Origin of the sequence: Pseudomonas floridensis (genome assembly GCF_002087235.1) — a bacterium.
GTDB lineage: Bacteria > Pseudomonadota > Gammaproteobacteria > Pseudomonadales > Pseudomonadaceae > Aquipseudomonas > Aquipseudomonas floridensis.
Genome location: NZ_MUIO01000055.1, coordinates 16705 through 35923, shown reverse-complemented (window position 1 = coordinate 35923; position 19219 = coordinate 16705). Strand labels below are relative to the sequence as shown.

24 protein-coding genes are annotated in these 19219 nt (G+C 59.1%); 13 read left to right on the top strand and 11 right to left on the bottom strand.

Annotated elements, in window-relative coordinates:
• Positions 1-3: 3 nt before the first annotated feature.
• Together BZK31_RS14640 and tldD are read left to right on the top strand one after the other, a co-directional pair.
• Positions 4-849: a carbon-nitrogen hydrolase family protein gene (locus tag BZK31_RS14640; protein WP_083183676.1), complete on the top strand. Its 846-nt coding sequence runs from the start codon at positions 4-6 to the stop codon at positions 847-849.
• 2 nt (positions 850-851) lie between these two features.
• Positions 852-2291 (top strand): metalloprotease TldD, encoded by a 1440-nt coding sequence (tldD, locus tag BZK31_RS14635; protein ID WP_083183675.1) that lies wholly within the window; start codon positions 852-854, stop codon positions 2289-2291.
• Between the two features lie 45 nt (positions 2292-2336).
• Here the strand turns inward: tldD and yjgA are convergent, their stop codons facing one another.
• On the bottom strand, positions 2337-2858 hold the full coding sequence (gene yjgA / locus BZK31_RS14630; protein WP_024687484.1) for a ribosome biogenesis factor YjgA: 522 nt from the start codon (positions 2856-2858) through the stop codon (positions 2337-2339).
• Positions 2859-2965: 107 nt separating this feature from the next.
• Between yjgA and pmbA the strand changes: the two genes are divergently transcribed.
• The 6 genes from pmbA to BZK31_RS14600 all read left to right on the top strand — a co-directional run bounded on the left by pmbA (position 2966) and on the right by BZK31_RS14600 (position 8729).
• Positions 2966-4312 (top strand): metalloprotease PmbA, encoded by a 1347-nt coding sequence (pmbA, locus tag BZK31_RS14625; RefSeq protein WP_083183674.1) that lies wholly within the window; start codon positions 2966-2968, stop codon positions 4310-4312.
• A 629-nt stretch (positions 4313-4941) separates the two neighbouring features.
• Complete coding sequence (locus tag BZK31_RS14620) at positions 4942-5337, top strand: FagA protein (RefSeq protein WP_083183673.1); 396 nt, start codon at positions 4942-4944, stop codon at positions 5335-5337.
• The gene (locus BZK31_RS14615; RefSeq protein ID WP_083183672.1) at positions 5330-6706 is read left to right on the top strand and encodes a class II fumarate hydratase; all 1377 of its coding nucleotides are present in this window, start codon (positions 5330-5332) and stop codon (positions 6704-6706) included. Before BZK31_RS14620 ends, BZK31_RS14615 begins: the two co-directional genes overlap by 8 nt.
• A 32-nt stretch (positions 6707-6738) precedes the next feature.
• Positions 6739-7200 carry a tetratricopeptide repeat protein gene (locus tag BZK31_RS14610; RefSeq protein ID WP_083183671.1) on the top strand — a complete coding sequence of 154 codons (462 nt, stop codon included), beginning with the start codon at positions 6739-6741 and terminating at the stop codon, positions 7198-7200.
• 1 nt (position 7201) lies between these two features.
• Complete coding sequence (locus BZK31_RS14605) at positions 7202-7813, top strand: superoxide dismutase (RefSeq protein WP_083183670.1); 612 nt, start codon at positions 7202-7204, stop codon at positions 7811-7813.
• Between the two features lie 28 nt (positions 7814-7841).
• The gene (locus BZK31_RS14600; protein ID WP_083183669.1) at positions 7842-8729 is read left to right on the top strand and encodes a ZIP family metal transporter; all 888 of its coding nucleotides are present in this window, start codon (positions 7842-7844) and stop codon (positions 8727-8729) included.
• A gap of 20 nt (positions 8730-8749) precedes the next feature.
• On the opposite strand, the gene BZK31_RS14595 is transcribed toward BZK31_RS14600, so the two are convergent.
• The 10 genes from BZK31_RS14595 to BZK31_RS14550 all read right to left on the bottom strand — a co-directional run bounded on the left by BZK31_RS14595 (position 8750) and on the right by BZK31_RS14550 (position 15789).
• On the bottom strand, positions 8750-9022 hold the full coding sequence (locus tag BZK31_RS14595; RefSeq protein WP_083183668.1) for an HPr family phosphocarrier protein: 273 nt from the start codon (positions 9020-9022) through the stop codon (positions 8750-8752).
• 16 nt (positions 9023-9038) lie between these two features.
• Positions 9039-9896 (bottom strand): RNase adapter RapZ, encoded by an 858-nt coding sequence (gene rapZ, locus BZK31_RS14590; RefSeq protein ID WP_083183667.1) that lies wholly within the window; start codon positions 9894-9896, stop codon positions 9039-9041.
• 2 nt (positions 9897-9898) lie between these two features.
• Positions 9899-10363 carry a PTS IIA-like nitrogen regulatory protein PtsN gene (ptsN, locus tag BZK31_RS14585; RefSeq protein WP_083183666.1) on the bottom strand — a complete coding sequence of 155 codons (465 nt, stop codon included), beginning with the start codon at positions 10361-10363 and terminating at the stop codon, positions 9899-9901.
• Positions 10364-10375: 12 nt separating this feature from the next.
• Positions 10376-10684 carry a ribosome hibernation-promoting factor, HPF/YfiA family gene (gene hpf, locus BZK31_RS14580; RefSeq protein WP_024687475.1) on the bottom strand — a complete coding sequence of 103 codons (309 nt, stop codon included), beginning with the start codon at positions 10682-10684 and terminating at the stop codon, positions 10376-10378.
• A gap of 75 nt (positions 10685-10759) precedes the next feature.
• Positions 10760-12253, bottom strand: coding sequence for an RNA polymerase factor sigma-54 (locus tag BZK31_RS14575; RefSeq protein ID WP_083183665.1), 1494 nt, complete (start codon positions 12251-12253; stop codon positions 10760-10762).
• 180 nt (positions 12254-12433) lie between these two features.
• Positions 12434-13159 (bottom strand): LPS export ABC transporter ATP-binding protein, encoded by a 726-nt coding sequence (gene lptB, locus BZK31_RS14570; protein WP_083183664.1) that lies wholly within the window; start codon positions 13157-13159, stop codon positions 12434-12436.
• Positions 13159-13707, bottom strand: coding sequence for a lipopolysaccharide transport periplasmic protein LptA (lptA, locus tag BZK31_RS14565; protein ID WP_083183663.1), 549 nt, complete (start codon positions 13705-13707; stop codon positions 13159-13161). Before lptA ends, lptB begins: the two co-directional genes overlap by 1 nt.
• A complete protein-coding gene (gene lptC, locus BZK31_RS14560) occupies positions 13694-14266 on the bottom strand; it encodes an LPS export ABC transporter periplasmic protein LptC (RefSeq protein WP_083183662.1) in 573 nt (190 codons plus the stop codon). The genes lptA and lptC overlap by 14 nt, the downstream gene beginning before the upstream one ends.
• A gap of 9 nt (positions 14267-14275) precedes the next feature.
• Positions 14276-14815 (bottom strand): KdsC family phosphatase, encoded by a 540-nt coding sequence (locus BZK31_RS14555; protein ID WP_083183661.1) that lies wholly within the window; start codon positions 14813-14815, stop codon positions 14276-14278.
• On the bottom strand, positions 14815-15789 hold the full coding sequence (locus tag BZK31_RS14550; RefSeq protein ID WP_083183660.1) for a KpsF/GutQ family sugar-phosphate isomerase: 975 nt from the start codon (positions 15787-15789) through the stop codon (positions 14815-14817). The genes BZK31_RS14555 and BZK31_RS14550 overlap by 1 nt, the downstream gene beginning before the upstream one ends.
• A gap of 325 nt (positions 15790-16114) precedes the next feature.
• Between BZK31_RS14550 and BZK31_RS14545 the strand changes: the two genes are divergently transcribed.
• From BZK31_RS14545 to BZK31_RS14525, 5 genes are read left to right on the top strand one after another with little or no spacing between them, the layout of a single operon-like run.
• The gene (locus tag BZK31_RS14545) at positions 16115-16924 is read left to right on the top strand and encodes an ATP-binding cassette domain-containing protein (RefSeq protein ID WP_003313589.1); all 810 of its coding nucleotides are present in this window, start codon (positions 16115-16117) and stop codon (positions 16922-16924) included.
• Positions 16924-17721, top strand: a complete 798-nt coding sequence (gene mlaE / locus BZK31_RS14540; protein WP_083183659.1) for a lipid asymmetry maintenance ABC transporter permease subunit MlaE — start codon at positions 16924-16926, stop codon at positions 17719-17721. The genes BZK31_RS14545 and mlaE overlap by 1 nt, the downstream gene beginning before the upstream one ends.
• Complete coding sequence (gene mlaD / locus BZK31_RS14535; RefSeq protein ID WP_083183658.1) at positions 17721-18188, top strand: outer membrane lipid asymmetry maintenance protein MlaD; 468 nt, start codon at positions 17721-17723, stop codon at positions 18186-18188. The genes mlaE and mlaD overlap by 1 nt, the downstream gene beginning before the upstream one ends.
• 10 nt (positions 18189-18198) lie before the next feature.
• Positions 18199-18852, top strand: a complete 654-nt coding sequence (locus BZK31_RS14530; protein ID WP_083183657.1) for an MlaC/ttg2D family ABC transporter substrate-binding protein — start codon at positions 18199-18201, stop codon at positions 18850-18852.
• The gene (locus BZK31_RS14525) at positions 18849-19154 is read left to right on the top strand and encodes an STAS domain-containing protein (RefSeq protein WP_083183656.1); all 306 of its coding nucleotides are present in this window, start codon (positions 18849-18851) and stop codon (positions 19152-19154) included. Before BZK31_RS14530 ends, BZK31_RS14525 begins: the two co-directional genes overlap by 4 nt.
• The last annotated feature ends 65 nt before the right edge of the window (positions 19155-19219 follow it).

Here is a 19219-nt window from a genome sequence, read left to right as displayed (position 1 = left end):
GCCATGTCTTTCGCCGTGATTCAGATGGTCAGCCAGACCGACATCGCAGGTAACCTGGCCCGCGCCCGTGCGTTGCTGGAGCAGGCTGCCGAGGGCGGCGCCCGGCTAGCGGTGCTGCCGGAAAACTTTGCCGCGATGGGGCGTCGCGACGCCGCCGATATCGGGCGCGCCGAAGCCGCGGGGCAGGGATCTATCCTGCCGTGGTTGAAACAGGCGGCTCGTGACCTCAAGTTATGGATTGTTGCCGGAACGATTCCCCTGCCGCCTGATGATCGGCCCGGGGGCAAAGTGACGGCTTGCTCGTTGCTGATTGACGAACACGGTGAGCAGGTGGCGCGTTACGACAAGCTGCACCTGTTCGATGTGGACGTCGCGGACAATCGAGGCCGTTACCGTGAATCGGATGACTATGCTTATGGAAACCACGTCGTGGTGGCCGATACGCCGGTCGGACGACTTGGACTGAGCGTCTGTTACGACCTGCGCTTTCCTGAGCTGTACACCGCGCTGCGTGAGGCCGGTGCCGAGCTGATCACGGCGCCTTCGGCATTCACCGCGGTGACAGGCGCTGCGCACTGGGACATCCTGATCCGGGCGCGCGCCATCGAAACCCAGTGTTACCTGCTGGCAGCCGCACAAGGCGGGGTGCATTCGGGGCCTCGGGAAACCTTCGGGCATGCGGCGATCATTGATCCATGGGGCCGCGTCCTGGCTCAGCAAGCGCAGGGAGAGGCCGTGCTGCTGGCCCGGCGCGACCATGAAGAACAGGCGTCCATACGGGCGCGGATGCCGGTGTCCAGTCACCGGCGCTTTTTTTCGCAGGACGCTTTGCGGCCTGCTTCGGAGTGAATATGAGTGACTTGTCCTCAGTCAGTGAACACCTTCTGGCTCCCGGTGGCCTGAGCCTCGACAGCCTGCAATCGGTGCTGGGCGAGCTGGCGGGTCCTGGGATCGACGCGGCCGACCTGTACTTTCAGGGGATGATCTCCGAGTCCTGGTCGCTGGAAGACGGCATCGTCAAGGAAGGCAGTTTCAACCTTGATCAGGGCGTGGGCGTACGTGCCCAGTCAGGTGAGAAAACCGGTTTTGCCTACAGCAATGCAATCACTGCCGATGCGTTGAGCACCGCGGCACGTGCCGCGCGCTCCATTTCGCGGGCCGGCCAGAACGGCCGCGTACAGGCCTTCACCTCGCAGGATGTGGCTCAGCTCTATGCGCCGGACAACCCGCTGGAAGTGCTGAGCCGCGCCGAGAAGGTCGAGCTGCTCAAGCGCATCGATGTGGCGACCCGTGCACTGGATTCGCGTATCCAGCAGGTCTCGGTCAGCATGGCCGGAGTCTGGGAGCGGATTCTGGTGGCCGCCGCCGATGGCAGCCTGGCTGCCGACGTGCGTCCCTTGGTGCGTTTCAACGTCAGCGTCATCGTCGAGCAGAATGGCCGTCGCGAGCGTGGTGGTCATGGCGGCGGCGGGCGGACCGACTATCGCTACTTCCTCACTGACGATCGCGCCATGGGGTATGCCCGTGAGGCGTTGCGCCAGGCGCTGGTCAATCTTGAAGCGATTCCGGCCCCCGCTGGCACCTTGCCGGTAGTGCTGGGCTCCGGCTGGTCTGGCGTGCTATTGCACGAGGCGGTCGGCCACGGCCTGGAAGGCGACTTCAACCGCAAGGGCAGCTCGGCCTACAGTGGCCGGATGGGCGAGATGGTTGCATCGAAGCTGTGCACCATCGTCGATGACGGCACACTGGCCGGTCGTCGTGGCTCGTTGAGTGTGGATGACGAAGGTACGCCGACCGAGTGCACCACCCTGATCGAGAATGGCGTTCTCAAGGGCTACATGCAGGATAAATTGAATGCCCGGCTGATGGGCGTGGCGCGGACCGGCAACGGTCGTCGTGAGTCCTATGCGCACCTGCCGATGCCGCGCATGACCAATACTTACATGCTGGGCGGTCAGAGCGATCCACAGGAAATCATTGCCTCGGTGAAGCGCGGTATCTACTGCGCCAACCTCGGCGGCGGTCAGGTGGACATCACCAGCGGCAAGTTCGTGTTCTCGACCAGCGAAGCGTACCTGATCGAAGATGGCAAGATCACCGCGCCGGTCAAAGGCGCGACCCTGATCGGCAACGGCCCGGAAGCCATGAGCAAGGTTTCGATGGTGGGTAACGATCTGTCGCTGGACAGTGGCGTGGGTACATGCGGCAAGGACGGTCAATCGGTGCCGGTAGGCGTGGGTCAGCCGACGCTGAAAATCGACGCAATCACGGTCGGCGGTACGGGCAACTGAACGTGAGCCGGGGCTGACCGTTGATGGTCGGCCCCGAGGTCGGATTCAACGCAGACCGCGTTGAATTTCGTCCAGCTCACGAATGTATTTGAAGATTTTGCGGCTGGTGGCCGGCGGTTTGTTACGTGCAACTTCGTGTTGAGCCTGACGGATCAACGAACGCAATTGCTGTCGATCGGCATCCGGGTACTCGACAACGAACTTTTCCAGATCGCTGTCATCGCCCGCGATCAGGCGATCACGCCAGCGTTCAAGGCCGTGAAAGCGTTCGTTGTATTGGCGAGTGGAGGCATCGAGTTGGTCCAGCAGAACCAGAATGGCTTCCTGATCCTGATCGCGCATCAGCTTGCCAATGAACAGGATATGCCGCTTTCGCGCAATGTTGGCCGTGTGCTTGGGCGCTTCGGCCAACGCCTTGCGCAGCGCGTCGGTCAACGGCAGCTTGGCCAGTACATCGGCTTTGAGTGTTGTCAGTCGCTCGCCGAGATCAACCAGAGCATGCAGCTCTCGTTTGACCTGGGTTTTGCTTTTCTCCCCGTCGAGGGAGTCGTCGTAAGAATCAACCATGGGGGCAGTCCGCAAAGAAACGCCGCCATGATAACCAGTCGGGGGCCGCTTGTCCGGCCCGGTCGGTATTCGGCCTGTGCCGAAAGCAGAATTTGATGGAGAAAGTCATGAGTGCATCCCAAAGCGTCGGCCCCCAGGCCTTGCCCGAACTGCAGGAACAGGTCGAGCAGATCATTGCCGAAGCCAGGCGTCAGGGCGCCAGCGCCTGTGAAGTCGCGGTATCGCTGGAGCAGGGACTGTCGACCTCGGTGCGTCAGCGCGAAGTCGAAACGGTCGAGTTCAATCGCGATCAGGGCTTCGGTATCACGCTCTATGTGGGGCAGCGCAAAGGCTCCGCCAGCACCTCGGCCACCGGTGCCGATGCGATCCGTGAAACGGTTGCCGCTGCGCTGGCCATTGCCGAGCATACCTCCGAGGATGAAAGCTCCGGGCTGGCGGATGCCGCTCTGATGGCCAAGGAAAATCTGGATTTTGATCTCTATCACGCGTGGGACATCACGCCCGAACAGGCCATTGAGAAGGCTCTCAGCTGTGAAGCGGCAGCCTTTGCCGAGGATAGCCGGATCAAGAACGCCGACGGCACCACGCTCAATACTCACCAGGGTTGCCGCGTGTACGGCAACAGCAATGGTTTCATCGGCGGTTACGCCTCGACCCGGCACAGCCTCAGTTGCGTCATGATTGCCGAAGGCGAAGGCCAGATGCAGCGCGACTATTGGTACGACGTGAACCGTCAGGGCCAGTTGCTGGCGGATGCGGAGTCCATAGGTCGCAAGGCCGCGCAGCGTGCGGCGAGCCGACTGGGTGCGCGTCCCGTTCCAACCTGTGAAGTGCCTGTATTGTTCTCCGCTGAGCTGGCCGGTGGCCTGTTCGGCAGCTTCCTCGGGGCAATTTCCGGTGGCACGCTGTATCGCAAGTCCTCGTTCCTGCTGGACTCACTCGGCCAGCGGCTGTTTCCCGAATGGATGACCATCGACGAGCGCCCGCACCTGATGCGCGCCATGGGCAGTTCGGCGTTCGACAGCGATGGCCTTGCGACCTATGCCAAGCCATTCGTGGAGAAGGGTGATCTGGTGTCCTACGTGCTGAGCACCTATTCCGGCCGCAAGTTAGGCATGCCGAGTACCGCCAATGCCGGTGGTGTGCACAATCTGTTTGTCAGCCACGGCACCGAAGATCAGGACGCGCTGATCCGGCGCATGGGGCGCGGCTTGCTGGTCACCGAGTTGATGGGCAGTGGTTTGAACATGGTCACCGGCGACTATTCGCGCGGTGCGGCAGGTTTCTGGGTCGAGAATGGCGAGATTCAATTCCCGGTTCAGGAAGTGACCATTGCCGGCAACATGCGCGACATGTTCAAGCAGATCGTCGCCGTTGGCAGCGATCTCGAATTGCGCAGCAACATTCGCACAGGTTCGGTCCTGATCGAGCGCATGACCGTGGCGGGCAGCTGATTGACACCTGTTTTTGTGAAATGGTAGGTGTGCTCCTTTTCGCCAAATTTGTATTTCAAACGGTGAGTCGCGATTGAAGGTTCCGGCCTCTTCGCGAACAAGTTCGCTCCCACGCAATCAGGTACGGCGCTTCGTCGTGAGGCTGTGGGAGCCAACTCGTCCGCGAAGGCCTTATCAAAACGCGGCATTTCCAGCGCCTGCACGGGCCTCTTCCCGAACAAGTTCGCCCCCACTCAGTCGGGTGCGGCGCTCCGTCGTGAGGCTGTGGGAGCGGACTCTTCCGCGAAGGCTTTATCAAAACGCCGCATTTCCAGCGCCTGCACGGGCCTCTTCCCGAACAAGTTGCTGAGAGCTGCATAAGTCTTTTGGGGGGGCGAAGCCTGTGTTCAGGCGCGGGGCTTGATCGGCGGACATACCGGCGCTTTCGCGGAAAGTTCTTCCCGCTCGGTACGCAATCAGTTGAACGTACCCGTCCTCCTTGCCAGTCAAAACGCACGCGCAACCCGCAGTGATACGCATCTGACCCTCTTCACGTGATCCTCTCCTCCGTTCACAAATCCAGCAGTGCTCTTGTTTTGATTCTCGATCTCATTCAATAATGAATCTCATTTCATAATTGAGATGCAGTCATGGGATCCTTTCAGCACGAGCTGCCTTACCTGGAAAACTGGCGTGGATTGAGTCTGCGGATTCGTTGCGCGCTTGAACCTGACGAGCCGCGCCTGATCGAGCATTACCTCGCCGAGGGACGTTATCTGGCGCGATTCACCGCCACGCCTCAGGCCATGATCGCTGAAAGCTCTTTTCGCCTGCTGATGGACACGGCGCGCGACACTGCGTTGCCGTGGCACTGGCGGTGCCTGTGTCTGGATCAGGCCTGGCGCCCGTTGCGCGATGTCGAGGCGCTCGCTTCCACGCCGGCCCGTCGTCAGCGCTGGGAGGTCTGTGTCCGCCAATTGGCCTCATGCGTGCTGCAGCCCTCGATTTCTCCCTCTGAACTGGTGCAAGGACATTGCGATGAGTAATACCCGGATCGAACGCGACAGCATGGGCCCATTGCAGGTGCCGGCCGACGCTCTGTATGGCGCGCAGACTCAGCGAGCGGTGGATAACTTCCCGATCAGCCACCAACGCATGCCCCGGCAATTCATTCGGGCGTTGTTGTTAGCCAAGGCAGCTGCGGCTCAGGCCAACCTGGAGCTGAAGCAAATCAGTGAAGGGCAGAGCAGGGCGATAGTCGGCGCGGTCGATCAGCTACTGGACGGCGACTTCATGGCGCATTTTCCGGTGGACATCTTCCAGACCGGGTCTGGCACCAGCACCAACATGAACGCCAATGAGGTGATTGCCACGCTGGCCAGCCGCATTCTGGGAGAGCCGGTAAACCCCAACGATCACGTCAATTGCGGACAGAGCAGCAACGACATCATTCCGACGACCATTCACGTCAGCGCCGCGTTGGCGCTGCACGAGCAATTGCTGCCTGCGTTGAATCATCTGGTCCAGGTGACCGAGCACAAAGCGGTCCAGGTGCACGCTTTCGTCAAGACCGGTCGCACGCATCTGATGGACGCCATGCCGGTGCGCATGAGTCAGGTGCTCAATGGCTGGACGCAACAGATTCGCGCCAACATTGAGCACTTGCAGGGGTTGCAGCCTAGTCTGCAAGCCTTGGCGCAAGGCGGTACCGCGGTCGGGACCGGCATCAATGCGCATCCCGAGTTTGCCGTGCGTTTCAGCGCGCACTTGAGCTCGTCAACCGGCGTCACGTTCACTCAGGGCAAAGACCTGTTTGCGCTGATCGGCTCGCAAGACACCGCTGTGGCCGTTTCCGGCCAGCTCAAGGCCACCGCCGTTTCATTGATGAAAATCGCCAATGATCTGCGCTGGATGAATTCCGGTCCGCTGGCAGGTCTGGGCGAAATTGAGCTGGAAGCGCTGCAACCGGGCTCTTCGATCATGCCTGGCAAGGTCAATCCGGTGATTCCGGAAGCTACCGCCATGGTTGCCGCGCAGGTGATCGGCAACGACTCGACCATCACCGTGGCGGGCCAGTCCGGTAATTTTGAATTGAACGTGATGTTGCCGATCATTGCCCAGAACCTGCTCAGCAGCATCGAGCTGTTGGCCAATGCCAGTCGCCTGCTGGCCGACAAAGCCATTGCCAGCTTCAAGGTCAACGAAGGCAAGCTCAAGGAAGCCTTGTCGCGCAATCCAATCCTGGTGACGGCGCTCAACCCGATCATCGGCTATCAGAAGGCGGCTGAAATCGCCAAGAAGGCTTACCAGGAAGGGCGTCCGGTGATCGACGTTGCGCTTGAGCATACGGACTTGCAGCGCAGCCAGCTGGACGTGTTGCTCAACCCCGAAAAACTCACCGCTGGCGGCCTCTGATTCCGTCCGTCCAACACTCCTGGAGGTAGGTCATGCAGCATTGGAAACGTACCATTGAACAGGCCAATCGCTGTTTCAATCTCGGCGAATGGGTCGAAGCCCGCGAGCTGTACCTCCAGGCACTGGCGCTGGCGCAAGTGCTGTTCGAGCGCTGGGCGGATGCCGACGAAGCCGTCGCGGCCTGTGTGATTTCTCATCACAACCTGGCAGACCTGCACCTGAGCCTGGGTCAGCCGGAAGAAAGCGCCGAATACCTGTGCGCCATCCATCAACATCTTTTGCGCACCATGCAGGACACGCGTCTGCCGCCAGCCTTGCGTCAGGCGGCCCTGCGGCACAGCAGTAAAACCTATGCCGAGCTGTTGGGCTTCATCAGTGAACACGGTGAATACCCCCGCACTCATCGACTCCTGAACAGCAGCGGCGAACACACCCGTTCTTCGTTGCAGCGCGATTCAGCAGCCACTCCCGGCCTTTTTTACGGAGCACATTGATATGCCTTACACCTTGCCCGCACTGCCTTACGCCTACGATGCCCTGGAACCGCACATCGATGCGCAAACCATGGAGATTCATTACACCAAGCACCATCAGACCTACATCAATAATCTCAATGCCGCTGTGGAAGGCACCGAGTACGCCGAGTGGCCTGTCGAAAAGCTGGTTGCCAGCGTCAAGCAGCTGCCTGAAAACCTGCGTCCGGCGGTCATCAATCAGGGCGGCGGTCATGCCAACCATTCGCTGTTCTGGGAGGTGATGGTGCCGGGCGGTGGCGGACAGCCAACCGGGGCGATCGCTCAGGCCATCGACACCCAATTGGGCGGCTTCGACAGCTTCAAGGAGGCGTTCACCAAGGCCGCACTGACACGTTTCGGCAGCGGCTGGGCGTGGCTGAGCGTTACTGCGGACAAGAAACTGGTGGTGGAAAGCAGCGGCAATCAGGACAGCCCGTTGATGAATGGCAACACGCCGATTCTCGGCCTCGACGTATGGGAGCACGCGTACTACCTACGCTATCAGAACCGCCGTCCGGAATACATCAACGCGTTCTACAACGTGATCAATTGGGACGAAGTGTCCCGGCGCTATCAAGCCGCACTGGCCTGATCTTCCTCAACACGATCTAAGGCCGTTTATGCGTTCTGAAATACTCGCGATCAGCAGTGTCCGGTTGTTTCGTCTGGCAGTGGGGACCGTGCTGCTCCTGGCGGGTATGGCGTTACTGGTGGCTCAAGGCCTTGCGTGGCTGAATCTTGAGCCTCGCCTGCTAAGGGCGCTGGAGGGCGGTGCCATTTGCGCGCTGGGGACTGCTCTGGGCGCAGTGCCGGTGCTGGTGATCCGCAAGATGCCGATCATGGTGTCCGACGGCTTGCTGGGGTTCGGTGCTGGTGTGATGCTGGCGGCGACGGCGTTCTCACTGATCGTGCCGGGTCTGGACGCTGCTGAAGGTCTGGGGCTGACGCCGTGGGGCGCTGGCGGTCTCATCAGTCTGGGAATCGTGATGGGAGCGTTGGGCCTGTTCGCCGTGGATTACAGCGTTTCTCAAGGCGCACAGTCGAACATCGCGCATGATCGTCCAGCCATCGCGCCGCGTATCTGGCTGTTCGTGATTGCCATCGTGGCGCACAACATTCCGGAAGGCATGGCGATTGGCGTCTCGGCGGGCGGTGGCTTGTCGGAAGCCGACAGTCTGGCGATCGGCATTGCCTTGCAGGATGTGCCTGAGGGGCTGGTGATCGCCATGGTGTTGGCAGGTGCCGGCATGTCGCGGGTCAGGGCTTTCCTGATTGGCGCAGCGTCCGGACTGGTCGAGCCGCTGTTCGCGCTGCTGGGCGCCTGGCTGGTAGCCATCGCTGAGCCGATATTGCCGTTTGGTCTGGCGCTGGCTGCAGGTGCGATGCTGTTGGTGGTGACCCATGAAATCATTCCGGAGTCACGGCTCAACGGGCATAACAAAATTGCCAGCCTGGGCTTGATAGCAGGATTCTGCCTGATGATGGTGATGGATACGGCGCTGGTCTGAGTGTCAGCGCCGGGTAGCGGTCATTCGCCTTCGTCAAACTTGTTGTTGATCAGCTCGACCAGTCCATCCAGCGCGTCCTGTTCGCCTTCGCCCTCGGTCAGCAAGTGGATCTCGGTGCCTTTGCCGGCGGCCAGCATCATCACGGCCATGATGCTCTTGCCGTCGACCATGCTGTCCGGCGAGCGGCCAACGCGGATCTGGCAGGGAAACTTGCCTGCTACCCCAACGAACTTGGCGGCTGCGCGGGCATGCAGGCCCAGTTTGTTGATGATGGTGATTTGACGAGCGGGCATCGCAGAGAAGATCCTTTCAGCTGAGGTCGCGGTGGCGAACCTGAACGTTCTTGAGTGATTGTTGCAAGACCTGACCCAATCGCTCAGTCAGGTAGACGGAGCGGTGATGTCCGCCGGTGCAGCCGATGGCGATGGTCACGTAAGAGCGATTGCTGGCCGCGAAACGAGGCAGCCACTTGTTGAGGTAGGAAGAGATGTCCTGAAACATTTCTTCCACATCAGGCTGCGCGGCAAGGTAGTCGATGACTGGCTGCTCGAGGCCCGAGTGATCGCGCAGTTCAGGCTTCCAGTACGGATTGGGCAGGCAGCGCACATCGAACACCAGATCCGCATCGACCGGCATGCCGCGCTTGAAACCGAAGGACTCGATCAGAAACGCAGTGCCTGGTTCCGGCTTGTTCAGCAAGCGCAGTTTGAGGGTATCGCGAAGCTGATAAAGGTTCAGGTGAGTGGTGTTGATCTTGAGGTCGGCCAGGTCGATGATCGGCCCCAGCAGGGTGCTTTCGTCACGTATCGCTTCGGCTAATGAGCGATCCGATGTGCTCAAAGGGTGGCGGCGTCGTGTCTCGGAAAAGCGCTTGAGCAGAGTGGCTTCGTCGGCATCCAGATACAGAACGTCACACTGAATATTGCGTGCCCGCACTTCATCCAGCATCGCCGGGAAGCGGGTCAGGTGGCTTGGCAGGTTGCGGGCATCGATAGAGACCGCCAGCAGCGGTTCGGCCAGCTCGGTATTGATCAGTGCGCGTTCGGCAAGCTCCGGAAGCAACCCGGCAGGCAGGTTATCGACACAGTAGAAACCGTTGTCTTCCAGCACGTCGAGCGCAGTGCTTTTACCCGAGCCGGAGCGGCCACTCACGATGATCATGCGCATGGTCAGTTGCCGTTCTGCACGTCTAGCACCACTTGATAGAGCGCTTCATTGGTCTTGGCGCTGCGCAGGCGTGTCCGGACATCCTTGGAATCAAGCATGCTGGCGATCTGGCGCAGCAGCTCCAGATGCTTGTCTGTGGCAGCCTCGGGGACCAGCAGCACGAACAGCAAATCGACAGGCGCGCCGTCGATGGCATCGAAGTCTACGGAATCGTTGAGATGAATGACGGCACTGACAGGCTCGCCACAGGTGGCAAGACGGCAGTGAGGGATGGCAATACCATCGCCAAAACCGGTGGAGCCAAGTTTTTCACGGGCGACGAGGGCTTTGAATACTGTTTCCCAATCAAGCCCCGATACTTCGCGGCCAATCAGTCGGGCAATATGTTCGAGTACGCTTTTCTTGCTGCCGCCCGGCACGTTCACTTCAGAACGGCCGGGGGTCAGGATTTCTTCAAGTCGGATCATGTGTGATGAGTGTCAGCGAGCGGTTGCACCCTTGAGGATACTTTGCTGCTTTTCCTTATGCTTGAGCAATTGTCTGTCGAGCTTGTCAGTGAGCAGGTCGATGGCCGCGTACATGTCGTCATGTTCAGCATTGGCAACTACCTCTCCACCGTGGATATGCAGCGTGGCTTCGATCTTCTGCTTCAGTTTCTCGACCGCCATCGTGACCTGCACGTTTGTAATCTTGTCAAAGTGCCCTTCGAGCTTCTTGAGCTTGAGCTCAACGTATTCGCGAAGGGGCTTGGTCACTTCCAGTTGGTGTCCACTGATGTTGACTTGCATACAGCTTTCTCCTTTGCCAGTGCATAAAGAGGCAGGCATGGTGCCTGCCACTGGAACGCTGTGGCTCGGCCTGCATCACATCAGCCGCTTGCGCTCACTGGATGGCGCAATGCCAAGAGATTCGCGGTACTTGGCGACTGTGCGACGGGCTACTTGAATGCCTTGTGCCTCCAGTAAACCAGCGATCTTGCTATCACTCAACGGCTTTTTCTGATTTTCGGCGGCAACCAGTTTTTTGATGATTGCGCGGATTGCCGTGGATGAGCATTCACCGCCTTCCGAGGTACTGACGTGGCTGGAAAAGAAGTATTTCAGCTCGTAAATACCGCGTGGCGTGTGCATGAACTTCTGGGTGGTCACGCGGGAAATCGTCGATTCGTGCATACCAACCGCTTCGGCGATGTCGTGCAGGACCAGCGGTTTCATGGCTTCGTCGCCGTATTCAAGGAAGCCGCGCTGATGCTCGACGATCTGGGTGGCCACTTTCATCAGTGTTTCGTTGCGGCTCTGCAGGCTCTTTATGAACCAGCGGGCTTCCTGCAACTGGTTGCGCATGAACGTGTTGTCGGCGCTGGTATCGGCGCGGCGCACGAAGCCTGCGTACTGCGGGTTGACGCGCAGGCGCGGGACCGATTCCTGATTGAGCTCGACCAGCCAGCGCTCGTTGTCCTTGCGCACGATCACGTCAGGGATGACGTACTCGGCTTCCGTGGATTCGATCTGTGAGCCGGGTCTTGGATTCAGGCTCTGCACCAGTTCGATGACCTGGCGAAGCTCGTCTTCCTTGATCTTCATGCGGCGCATGAGCTGCCCGTAATCGCGGCTGCCCAACAGGTCGATGTAATCGGTGACCAGACGCTGTGCTTCGCTCAGCCAGGGCGTCTTCGCTGGCAACTGGCGCAATTGCAGCAACAGGCATTCGGACAGGGTGCGGGCGCCGATACCGGCCGGCTCGAACTGCTGGATGCGATGCAGAACGGCTTCGATCTCGTCGAGCTCGATATCCAGCTCGGGATCGAAGGAGTCGAGAATTTCTTCGAGGCTTTCGTCGAGGTAGCCCTGATTGTTGATGCAGTCGATCAGCGTGACGGCAATCAGGCGGTCGGTGTCCGACATCGGGGCCACATTGAGCTGCCAGAGCAGGTGGCTTTGCAGGCTCTCGCCAACGGATGTGCGCGTGGTGAAGTCCCATTCGTCATCGTCGTTGCTGGGCAGGCTGCTGGCGCTGGTCTGGTAGATGTCTTCCCAGGCGGTGTCGACCGGCAGTTCGTTGGGAATGCGCTCGTTCCATTCGCCATCTTCAAGGTTGTCTACGGTGGGCGCAGACTCCTGATAGGTCGGTTCCTGAACGTCGGGGTTGGGCTTTTGTTCGATGTTGTCGGCCAGTGGATCGGAGTTGTCGAAGTCGTCGCCTTCTTCCTGGCGTTCCAGCATGGGGTTCGATTCCAGCGCCTCCTGGATCTCCTGTTGGAGGTCCAGTGTGGATAGCTGGAGTAAGCGGATTGCCTGTTGCAGCTGCGGTGTCATCGTCAGCTGCTGGCCCATTCTCAAGACTAGCGATGGTTTCATGGCAGGGGCTAAACACCTTATTCGCCGGCGCACACGCGCCATCCACTACAGGCGCCGAAACGCCAACTTAAGCAAATTATATGCCTGAAAGCATGGCGTTTGCCTAGAGCGTTACGACAAATAATGCGTTGTCAACACGCTGCTTGGACGTAGATGGCCTGAAAACGCCAGACGCAGCCATCACAAGCGGAATTCGTGACCCAGATAGACTTCTTTAACCAACTGGTTTGCCAGAATGGTTTCTGCATCGCCTTCTGCAATCAGCTGCCCATCGTTGACAATATAGGCGGTTTCACAGATATCCAGCGTCTCACGAACGTTGTGGTCGGTGATCAGCACGCCAATGCCCTTGGCCTTGAGGTGATGGATGATCTGCTTGATGTCGCCTACCGAAATTGGGTCGACGCCTGCGAAGGGTTCGTCCAGGAGGATGAACTTCGGTGCGGTCGCCAGGGCGCGCGCGATTTCGACGCGACGGCGTTCGCCGCCGGACAGACTCATGCCCAGGTTGTCGCGAATGTGGGTGATGTGGAATTCCTGCAGCAGGCTTTCCAGCTCCTTGCGTCGCGCCGCCATGTCGAGCTCCTTGCGGGTCTCGAGAATGGCCATGATGTTGTCGGCCACCGACAGCTTGCGAAAGATCGAAGCTTCCTGCGGCAGATAGCCGATGCCTGCGCGAGCGCGGCCGTGCATAGGCTGATGGCTGACGTCCAGATCGTCGATCAGAACGCGTCCCTGATCGGCCTGCACCAGACCCACGATCATGTAGAAGCAGGTGGTTTTGCCGGCACCGTTCGGGCCAAGCAAGCCGACGATCTGGCCGCTGTCGATGGAAATGCTCACATCGCGCACGACCTGACGGCTTTTGTAGCTTTTAGCCAGATGCTGGGCTTTAAGCGTCGCCATTACTGGGCCTTCTGCGGTTGATCGGTTTTCTTTTTCGGCTGGATGACCATGTCGATCCGCGGACGAGGCGTGGTTACCTTCGCACCGCCGTTGGCACGACCTGCGCTGACGACCTGCCTGACGGTGTCGTAGACGATTTTCTCGCCTTCGGAGGTGTTGCCGTCGTTGATGACCTTGGCCTTGTCGATCAGGACGATTCGGTCCTGCGCCGCGTAATACTGGATCGTGACGGCGTAGGCCTGCACGATAGGCTTGTCGACGGCAGGCTTCTGCTCGTAATAGGCCAGGTTGCCGACGGACGTGAACACGTCGACTTCGCCCTGGGCATTACGCGTGATGGTCACCGTGTTGCCAGTGATCTTCATCGAGCCTTGCGTGATGATGACGTTGCCCTTGTAAGTGGCCACGCCTTTCTTGTCATCAAGCTGCGCATCATCGGACTGGATGTGGATTGGCTGATCGCGGTCGGTTGGCAGGGACCAGGCGCTCGCGCTTCCCAGTGCTGCGCCCAGGCCGAGCAAAAAAGGAAGAGTTTTAACGAGCCTCATACTGTCCTCTAACGTTGGACAGCAGGTCCATCCTGCTGTCGTTCAAATACGCTTTCATTCCCTTGGCCGTAGTGACACCGCCCGCGGCGTCGATTCTAACGTCTTGGTCGGTCTGCGCATATTGCTTCTGTGGGAATACGGTCATGCGACTACTGGTGATGATAGTCGTACGTTGTTTTTCGTCGGTCCGGGCAACGCGAACGGAGTCGATGAGTTCGACCTGATCGCCGCCCGGCGAGACTTCGCCCTGTTTGCTCTGCACGTGCCACGGAAATTGCGTACCGCGGTACATTTGCAGATCCGGGGTCGTCAGAAGGGTCACATCGGTGGCCTTCACATGCTCGACCCGGTCAGCGGTCATGTCGTACTGGAGGCTGCCGTCGGGCAGGTACTGAACGCTGTGCGCATTGATCGCATAATAATCGATGGCATTCTCATCGACCGCAGTCATAGGCTGGTCCATGAAGCTTTCCGGGCTGATGTTCCAGTAGCCGACAGCAGCCAGCAGCAGCGCCAGTACCCCGAAAAGCAGAAACTTTCGAATTTTCTTGCTGAACATAAATGGCTTCTATAAGTAGGCGGAGTGAGCCGCTTCAAGGTTGCCTTGCGCACTCAGAATCAGTTCGCAGAATTCACGGGCCGCGCCTTCGCCGCCGCGCGCCTGAGTAACGCCATGTGCATGCTGGCGAACGAAGCCGGCTGCATTGGCAACCGCCATGCCCAGGCCGACGCGCCGGATGACCGGCAAGTCTGGCAGATCGTCGCCCAGATAAGCGACCTGTTCATAGCTCAGGTTCAGCTCGGCCAGCAGTTGATCCAGTACCACCAGCTTGTCTTCACGTCCCTGATACAGGTGCGCGATGCCCAGGTTTTTGGCCCGGCGTTCGACCACTGGCGTCTTTCGACCGCTGATAATGGCGGTGGTTACCCCGGAGGCTATCAGCATTTTGATGCCTTGGCCGTCGAGTGTGTTGAATGTCTTGAATTCGCTGCCGTCTTCCAGAAAGTACAAACGCCCGTCGGTCAGTACGCCGTCGACGTCGAAAACGGCCAGTTTGATCGCCTTGCCACGTTGCACCAGGTCACGGCTGGTTGTTTCGGTCTGCATTACATCACTCCTGCGCGCAGTAGGTCCTGCAGATTGAAGGCACCGACCGGTCGGTCCTCTTCATCCACGACGATCAGCGCGCTGATCTTGAAGTCTTCCATGATTTTCAAGGCTTCTGCAGCCAGCATATCGGCATGAGCGGTCTTGCCGTGAACCGTCATCACTTCATCGATGGTGGTTTCGCGAATATCGACAGGGCGATCAAGCGTGCGACGCAAATCGCCGTCCGTGAAAATCCCGGCCAGTCGACCGTCGGGTTCCAGGACGGCCGTCATGCCCAGGCCCTTGCGGGTCATTTCCAGCAGTGCGTCGCGCAGCAGCGTGCCGCGTGGAACCACTGGCAGCGCTTCGCCGGCATGCATCACGTGTTCAACCTTGAGCAACAGGCGTCGGCCCAGTGCGCCGCCCGGATGGGAAAAGGCGAAATCTTCCGCGGTGAAGCCGCGGGCTTCCAGCAAAGCCACCGCCAGTGCATCGCCCATTACCAGCGTTGCAGTGGTCGACGAAGTGGGTGCCAGATTCAGTGGGCAGGCTTCGTGTACGACGTGCACGTTCAGGTTGACGTCTGCGGCCTTGGCCAGTGTCGACTCGGGATTGCCGGTCAGGCTGATCATGCGGATGCCCAGTCGTTTGATCAGCGGCAGCAGGGTGACGATCTCGTTGGTCGTGCCCGAGTTGGAGAGCGCGAGGATGATGTCATCTCGAGTGATCATGCCCATGTCGCCATGACTCGCTTCGGCAGGGTGCACGAAAAAGGAGGTGGTGCCGGTGCTCGCCAGGGTTGCCGCAATCTTGTTGCCGACATGCCCGGACTTGCCCATACCGACCACGACGACACGCCCCTTGCTGGCCAGGATCATCTCGCACGCACGCACGAAATCGGCATCGAGACGGCCCAGCAAGCCTTCAATGGCTTCTATCTCAAGGCGAATGGTGCGCTGCGCGGATTGAATCAGGTCACTGGATTGGTTCATATCTTGAAAAGGTCGGCCTGCTGAAAGGCGGCGATTATAGCGGTAATGTGCGATTCCCTCACGTCTGATCGTCGATGTGTCGTTTATAAACGAATTTCCTACGCATCGGAGGGTCTGTAACTGGGCGGTGGAGTTGCACCGCAAGCTGCACCCTTGGTGGGTGCTCTCAATGGTTATCCGGTGAATATCTGAACCTACGGGTTCTCTTCTTGGGTGGCGCGTCGCTGCGATGGTATAGTTCGCGGCTTGTTCGGCCCGCCTGGACAGCTTGTCTCCCTACGGGATTCGGCGGCTGAGGAGGGAGGCTGTATCGCAAGGAGTTTAGATGAGTCCTGATGACGCTTACGCGGTCGAGTTGAAAGGGGTTTCCTTCAAACGCGGTGCGCGCAGCATTTTCAATAATGTCGATATTCGTATTCCTCGGGGCAAAGTCACCGGGATCATGGGGCCGTCCGGCTGTGGCAAGACCACCTTGCTGCGTCTGATGGGAGCACAATTGCGTCCCAGCGAAGGTCAGGTGTGGGTCAACGGTCAGAATCTGCCCGAGCTGTCGCGCAGCGATCTGTTCGATGCCCGCAAGCAGATGGGGGTGCTGTTCCAGAGCGGTGCGCTGTTCACCGACCTGGACGTGTTCGAAAACGTGGCCTTTCCGCTGCGTGTTCACACCGAGCTGCCTGAAGAGATGATTCGCGACATCGTGCTGCTCAAGTTGCAGGCCGTAGGGCTGCGCGGGGCGGTCGAGCTGATGCCTGATGAATTGTCCGGCGGCATGAAACGTCGCGTCGCACTGGCCCGGGCAATCGCACTCGATCCGCAGATTCTGATGTATGACGAGCCCTTCGTCGGGCAAGACCCGATTGCGATGGGGGTTCTGGTGCGTCTGATCCGTCTGCTCAACGATGCGCTGGGCATTACCAGCATCGTGGTGTCTCACGATTTGAGCGAGACCGCGAGCATTGCTGATTATCTCTACGTGGTCGGCGACGGGCAGGTATTGGGGCAGGGCACGCCGCAGGAGCTGATGTCCTCGGACAATCCGCGCATTCGTCAATTCATGACCGGCGAACCAGATGGCCCCGTGCCGTTTCATTATCCGGCGCCGGATTTTCGCGAAGACCTTTTGGGGAAGCGCTGATGCGCAAGAAGTCACTGATGGACCGTATTCGCCTGCTTGGGCGTTCGGCCATAGATATCGTTACTGTGCTGGGGCGTTCGGGGATATTTCTCGGTCATGCTCTGGTGGGACGCGGCGGTACGGGCAGCAGCTTTCAATTGCTGGTCAAGCAGCTGTATTCCGTCGGCGTCATGTCGCTGGTCATCATTGTCGTCTCCGGTGCCTTCATCGGCATGGTGCTGGCGCTTCAGGGTTTCAGCATTCTGACCAAGTACGGTTCGGAGCAGGCGGTCGGGCAGATGGTTGCACTGACGCTGCTGCGTGAACTGGGGCCGGTCGTTACCGCTCTATTGTTCGCCGGACGCGCCGGGTCGGCACTGACCGCCGAGATCGGCAACATGAAGTCCACTGAGCAGCTGTCGAGTCTTGAGATGATCGGGGTCGACCCCCTCAAGTACATCGTGGCGCCGCGTTTGTGGGCAGGTTTCATTTCGTTGCCGATTCTGGCGATGATCTTCAGCGTGGTCGGAATCTGGGGTGGATCCTGGGTCGCGATCGACTGGCTGGGCGTTTACAGCGGCTCTTTCTGGTCGAACATGCAAAATAGTGTTTCTTTCACGAACGATGTGCTCAATGGCGTCATCAAAAGCGTCGTATTTGCTTTTGTGGTGACATGGATTGCCGTTTTCCAGGGCTATGACTGTGAACCCACTTCCGAGGGGATCAGCCGTGCAACCACCAAGACTGTCGTATACGCCTCGTTGGCAGTGCTGGGCCTGGACTTTATTTTGACCGCCTTGATGTTTGGAGATTTCTGATGCAAAACCGCGCCATCGAAACCGGTGTCGGCCTGTTCCTGCTGGCCGGGATACTGGCTCTGCTCTTGCTGGCCCTGCGAGTCAGTGGTCTGAGCACCAGTGCGACCAATGACAGCTATAAACTTTATGCCTACTTCGACAATATCGCCGGTTTGACTGTCAGAGCCAAGGTAAGCATGGCCGGTGTCACGATCGGCAGGGTCACGGCGATCGATCTGGATCGCGACACCTTCACCGGTCGTGTCACGCTGGAGATTCAGAAGAAGGTCGACAACCTGCCGATGGACTCCACGGCATCGATCCTGACGGCTGGCCTGCTGGGTGAAAAATACATTGGTTTGAGCGTGGGTGGCGATGAAGCGCTGCTTAAGGACGGGGGAACCATTCATGACACGCAGTCGTCACTCGTTCTTGAAGACCTGATCGGGAAATTCCTGCTCAATACCGTAAGTAAAGACGCTAAGTGAGGAGCTATAAATGATCTCGATTCTGCGCCGTGGCCTTCTGGTGTTACTGGCCGCTCTGCCGATGCTGGCCAATGCCGCGACGTCACCGTCCGCTCATGATCTGGTAGACCGTACTACCAAGGAATTGCTGAGCGATCTGGCCGCCAATAAAGAACAGTACAAAGCCAATCCAGGTGCCTTCTACGATGCGCTCAACCGTATCGTCGGTCCGGTGGTGGACGCCGATGGCATTTCCCGCAGCATCATGACCGTCAAGTATTCGCGCAAGGCCACACCTGCGCAGATGCAGCGTTTCCAGGAAAACTTCAAGCGCAGCCTGATGCAGTTCTACGGTAACGCGCTGCTGGAATATAACAACCAGGGCATCACCGTTTCGCCTGCCAAGGAAGAAGGTGCAGACCGCACCAGCGTCGACATGCAGGTCAAAGGCAACAACGGCGCGGTCTACCCGGTTTCCTACACCCTTGAAAAAATCAACGGTGACTGGAAAGTGCGCAACGTGATCATCAACGGCATCAACATCGGCAAGCTGTTCCGTGACCAGTTCGCCGATGCCATGCAGCGTAATGGCAACGACCTGGACAAGACCATCGATGGTTGGGCTGGCGAAGTGGCCAAGGCCAAGGAAACCACCGATCAGGCTGCACAGAAGTCCGTTCAATGAGTGAGTCCGCTGTCCGCCTTGTCGGTCCGGGTGAGCTGAAACTGGTCGGAACGCTGGATTACCGCACCGGTCCGGCGCTGCGCAAGCAAGGCGCCGCGCTGATCCGGTCAGGCGACCTGAACACCTTGACGCTCGATTGTTCGGGCGTCGAGAAATCCAGCAGCGTGGGCCTGGCCCTGTTGCTGGCGTTCATGCGCGATGCCAACGAAGCCGGCAAATCGATCAAGGTGCAGTCGCTGCCTGACGACATGCGTAAAATTGCCCAGGTGTCAGGTCTGAACGAGCTTCTGGACATTCATTAACAGGTCGATCGAAAAAGCCCTCTGTCCGGCACTCCATCATCGGGGTTCGCATAGCATGGGCTTTT

Coding starts and splice junctions, on each gene's coding strand:
- lptC (WP_083183662.1), bottom strand. CDS start 14,266: ATGTTCAGCAAGAAAATTCGAAAGTTTCTGCTTTTCGGGGTACTGGCG.
- BZK31_RS14550 (WP_083183660.1), bottom strand. CDS start 15,789: ATGAACCAATCCAGTGACCTGATTCAATCCGCGCAGCGCACCATTCGC.
- BZK31_RS14600 (WP_083183669.1), top strand. CDS start 7,842: ATGCGTTCTGAAATACTCGCGATCAGCAGTGTCCGGTTGTTTCGTCTG.
- ptsN (WP_083183666.1), bottom strand. CDS start 10,363: ATGATCCGACTTGAAGAAATCCTGACCCCCGGCCGTTCTGAAGTGAAC.
- BZK31_RS14620 (WP_083183673.1), top strand. CDS start 4,942: ATGGGATCCTTTCAGCACGAGCTGCCTTACCTGGAAAACTGGCGTGGA.
- BZK31_RS14615 (WP_083183672.1), top strand. CDS start 5,330: ATGAGTAATACCCGGATCGAACGCGACAGCATGGGCCCATTGCAGGTG.
- BZK31_RS14575 (WP_083183665.1), bottom strand. CDS start 12,253: ATGAAACCATCGCTAGTCTTGAGAATGGGCCAGCAGCTGACGATGACA.
- BZK31_RS14555 (WP_083183661.1), bottom strand. CDS start 14,815: ATGCAGACCGAAACAACCAGCCGTGACCTGGTGCAACGTGGCAAGGCG.
- pmbA (WP_083183674.1), top strand. CDS start 2,966: ATGAGTGCATCCCAAAGCGTCGGCCCCCAGGCCTTGCCCGAACTGCAG.
- hpf (WP_024687475.1), bottom strand. CDS start 10,684: ATGCAAGTCAACATCAGTGGACACCAACTGGAAGTGACCAAGCCCCTT.
- tldD (WP_083183675.1), top strand. CDS start 852: ATGAGTGACTTGTCCTCAGTCAGTGAACACCTTCTGGCTCCCGGTGGC.
- lptA (WP_083183663.1), bottom strand. CDS start 13,707: ATGAGGCTCGTTAAAACTCTTCCTTTTTTGCTCGGCCTGGGCGCAGCA.
- rapZ (WP_083183667.1), bottom strand. CDS start 9,896: ATGCGCATGATCATCGTGAGTGGCCGCTCCGGCTCGGGTAAAAGCACT.
- BZK31_RS14610 (WP_083183671.1), top strand. CDS start 6,739: ATGCAGCATTGGAAACGTACCATTGAACAGGCCAATCGCTGTTTCAAT.
- yjgA (WP_024687484.1), bottom strand. CDS start 2,858: ATGGTTGATTCTTACGACGACTCCCTCGACGGGGAGAAAAGCAAAACC.
- lptB (WP_083183664.1), bottom strand. CDS start 13,159: ATGGCGACGCTTAAAGCCCAGCATCTGGCTAAAAGCTACAAAAGCCGT.
- BZK31_RS14530 (WP_083183657.1), top strand. CDS start 18,199: ATGATCTCGATTCTGCGCCGTGGCCTTCTGGTGTTACTGGCCGCTCTG.
- BZK31_RS14605 (WP_083183670.1), top strand. CDS start 7,202: ATGCCTTACACCTTGCCCGCACTGCCTTACGCCTACGATGCCCTGGAA.
- mlaE (WP_083183659.1), top strand. CDS start 16,924: ATGCGCAAGAAGTCACTGATGGACCGTATTCGCCTGCTTGGGCGTTCG.
- BZK31_RS14640 (WP_083183676.1), top strand. CDS start 4: ATGTCTTTCGCCGTGATTCAGATGGTCAGCCAGACCGACATCGCAGGT.
- BZK31_RS14595 (WP_083183668.1), bottom strand. CDS start 9,022: ATGCCCGCTCGTCAAATCACCATCATCAACAAACTGGGCCTGCATGCC.
- mlaD (WP_083183658.1), top strand. CDS start 17,721: ATGCAAAACCGCGCCATCGAAACCGGTGTCGGCCTGTTCCTGCTGGCC.
- BZK31_RS14545 (WP_003313589.1), top strand. CDS start 16,115: ATGAGTCCTGATGACGCTTACGCGGTCGAGTTGAAAGGGGTTTCCTTC.
- BZK31_RS14525 (WP_083183656.1), top strand. CDS start 18,849: ATGAGTGAGTCCGCTGTCCGCCTTGTCGGTCCGGGTGAGCTGAAACTG.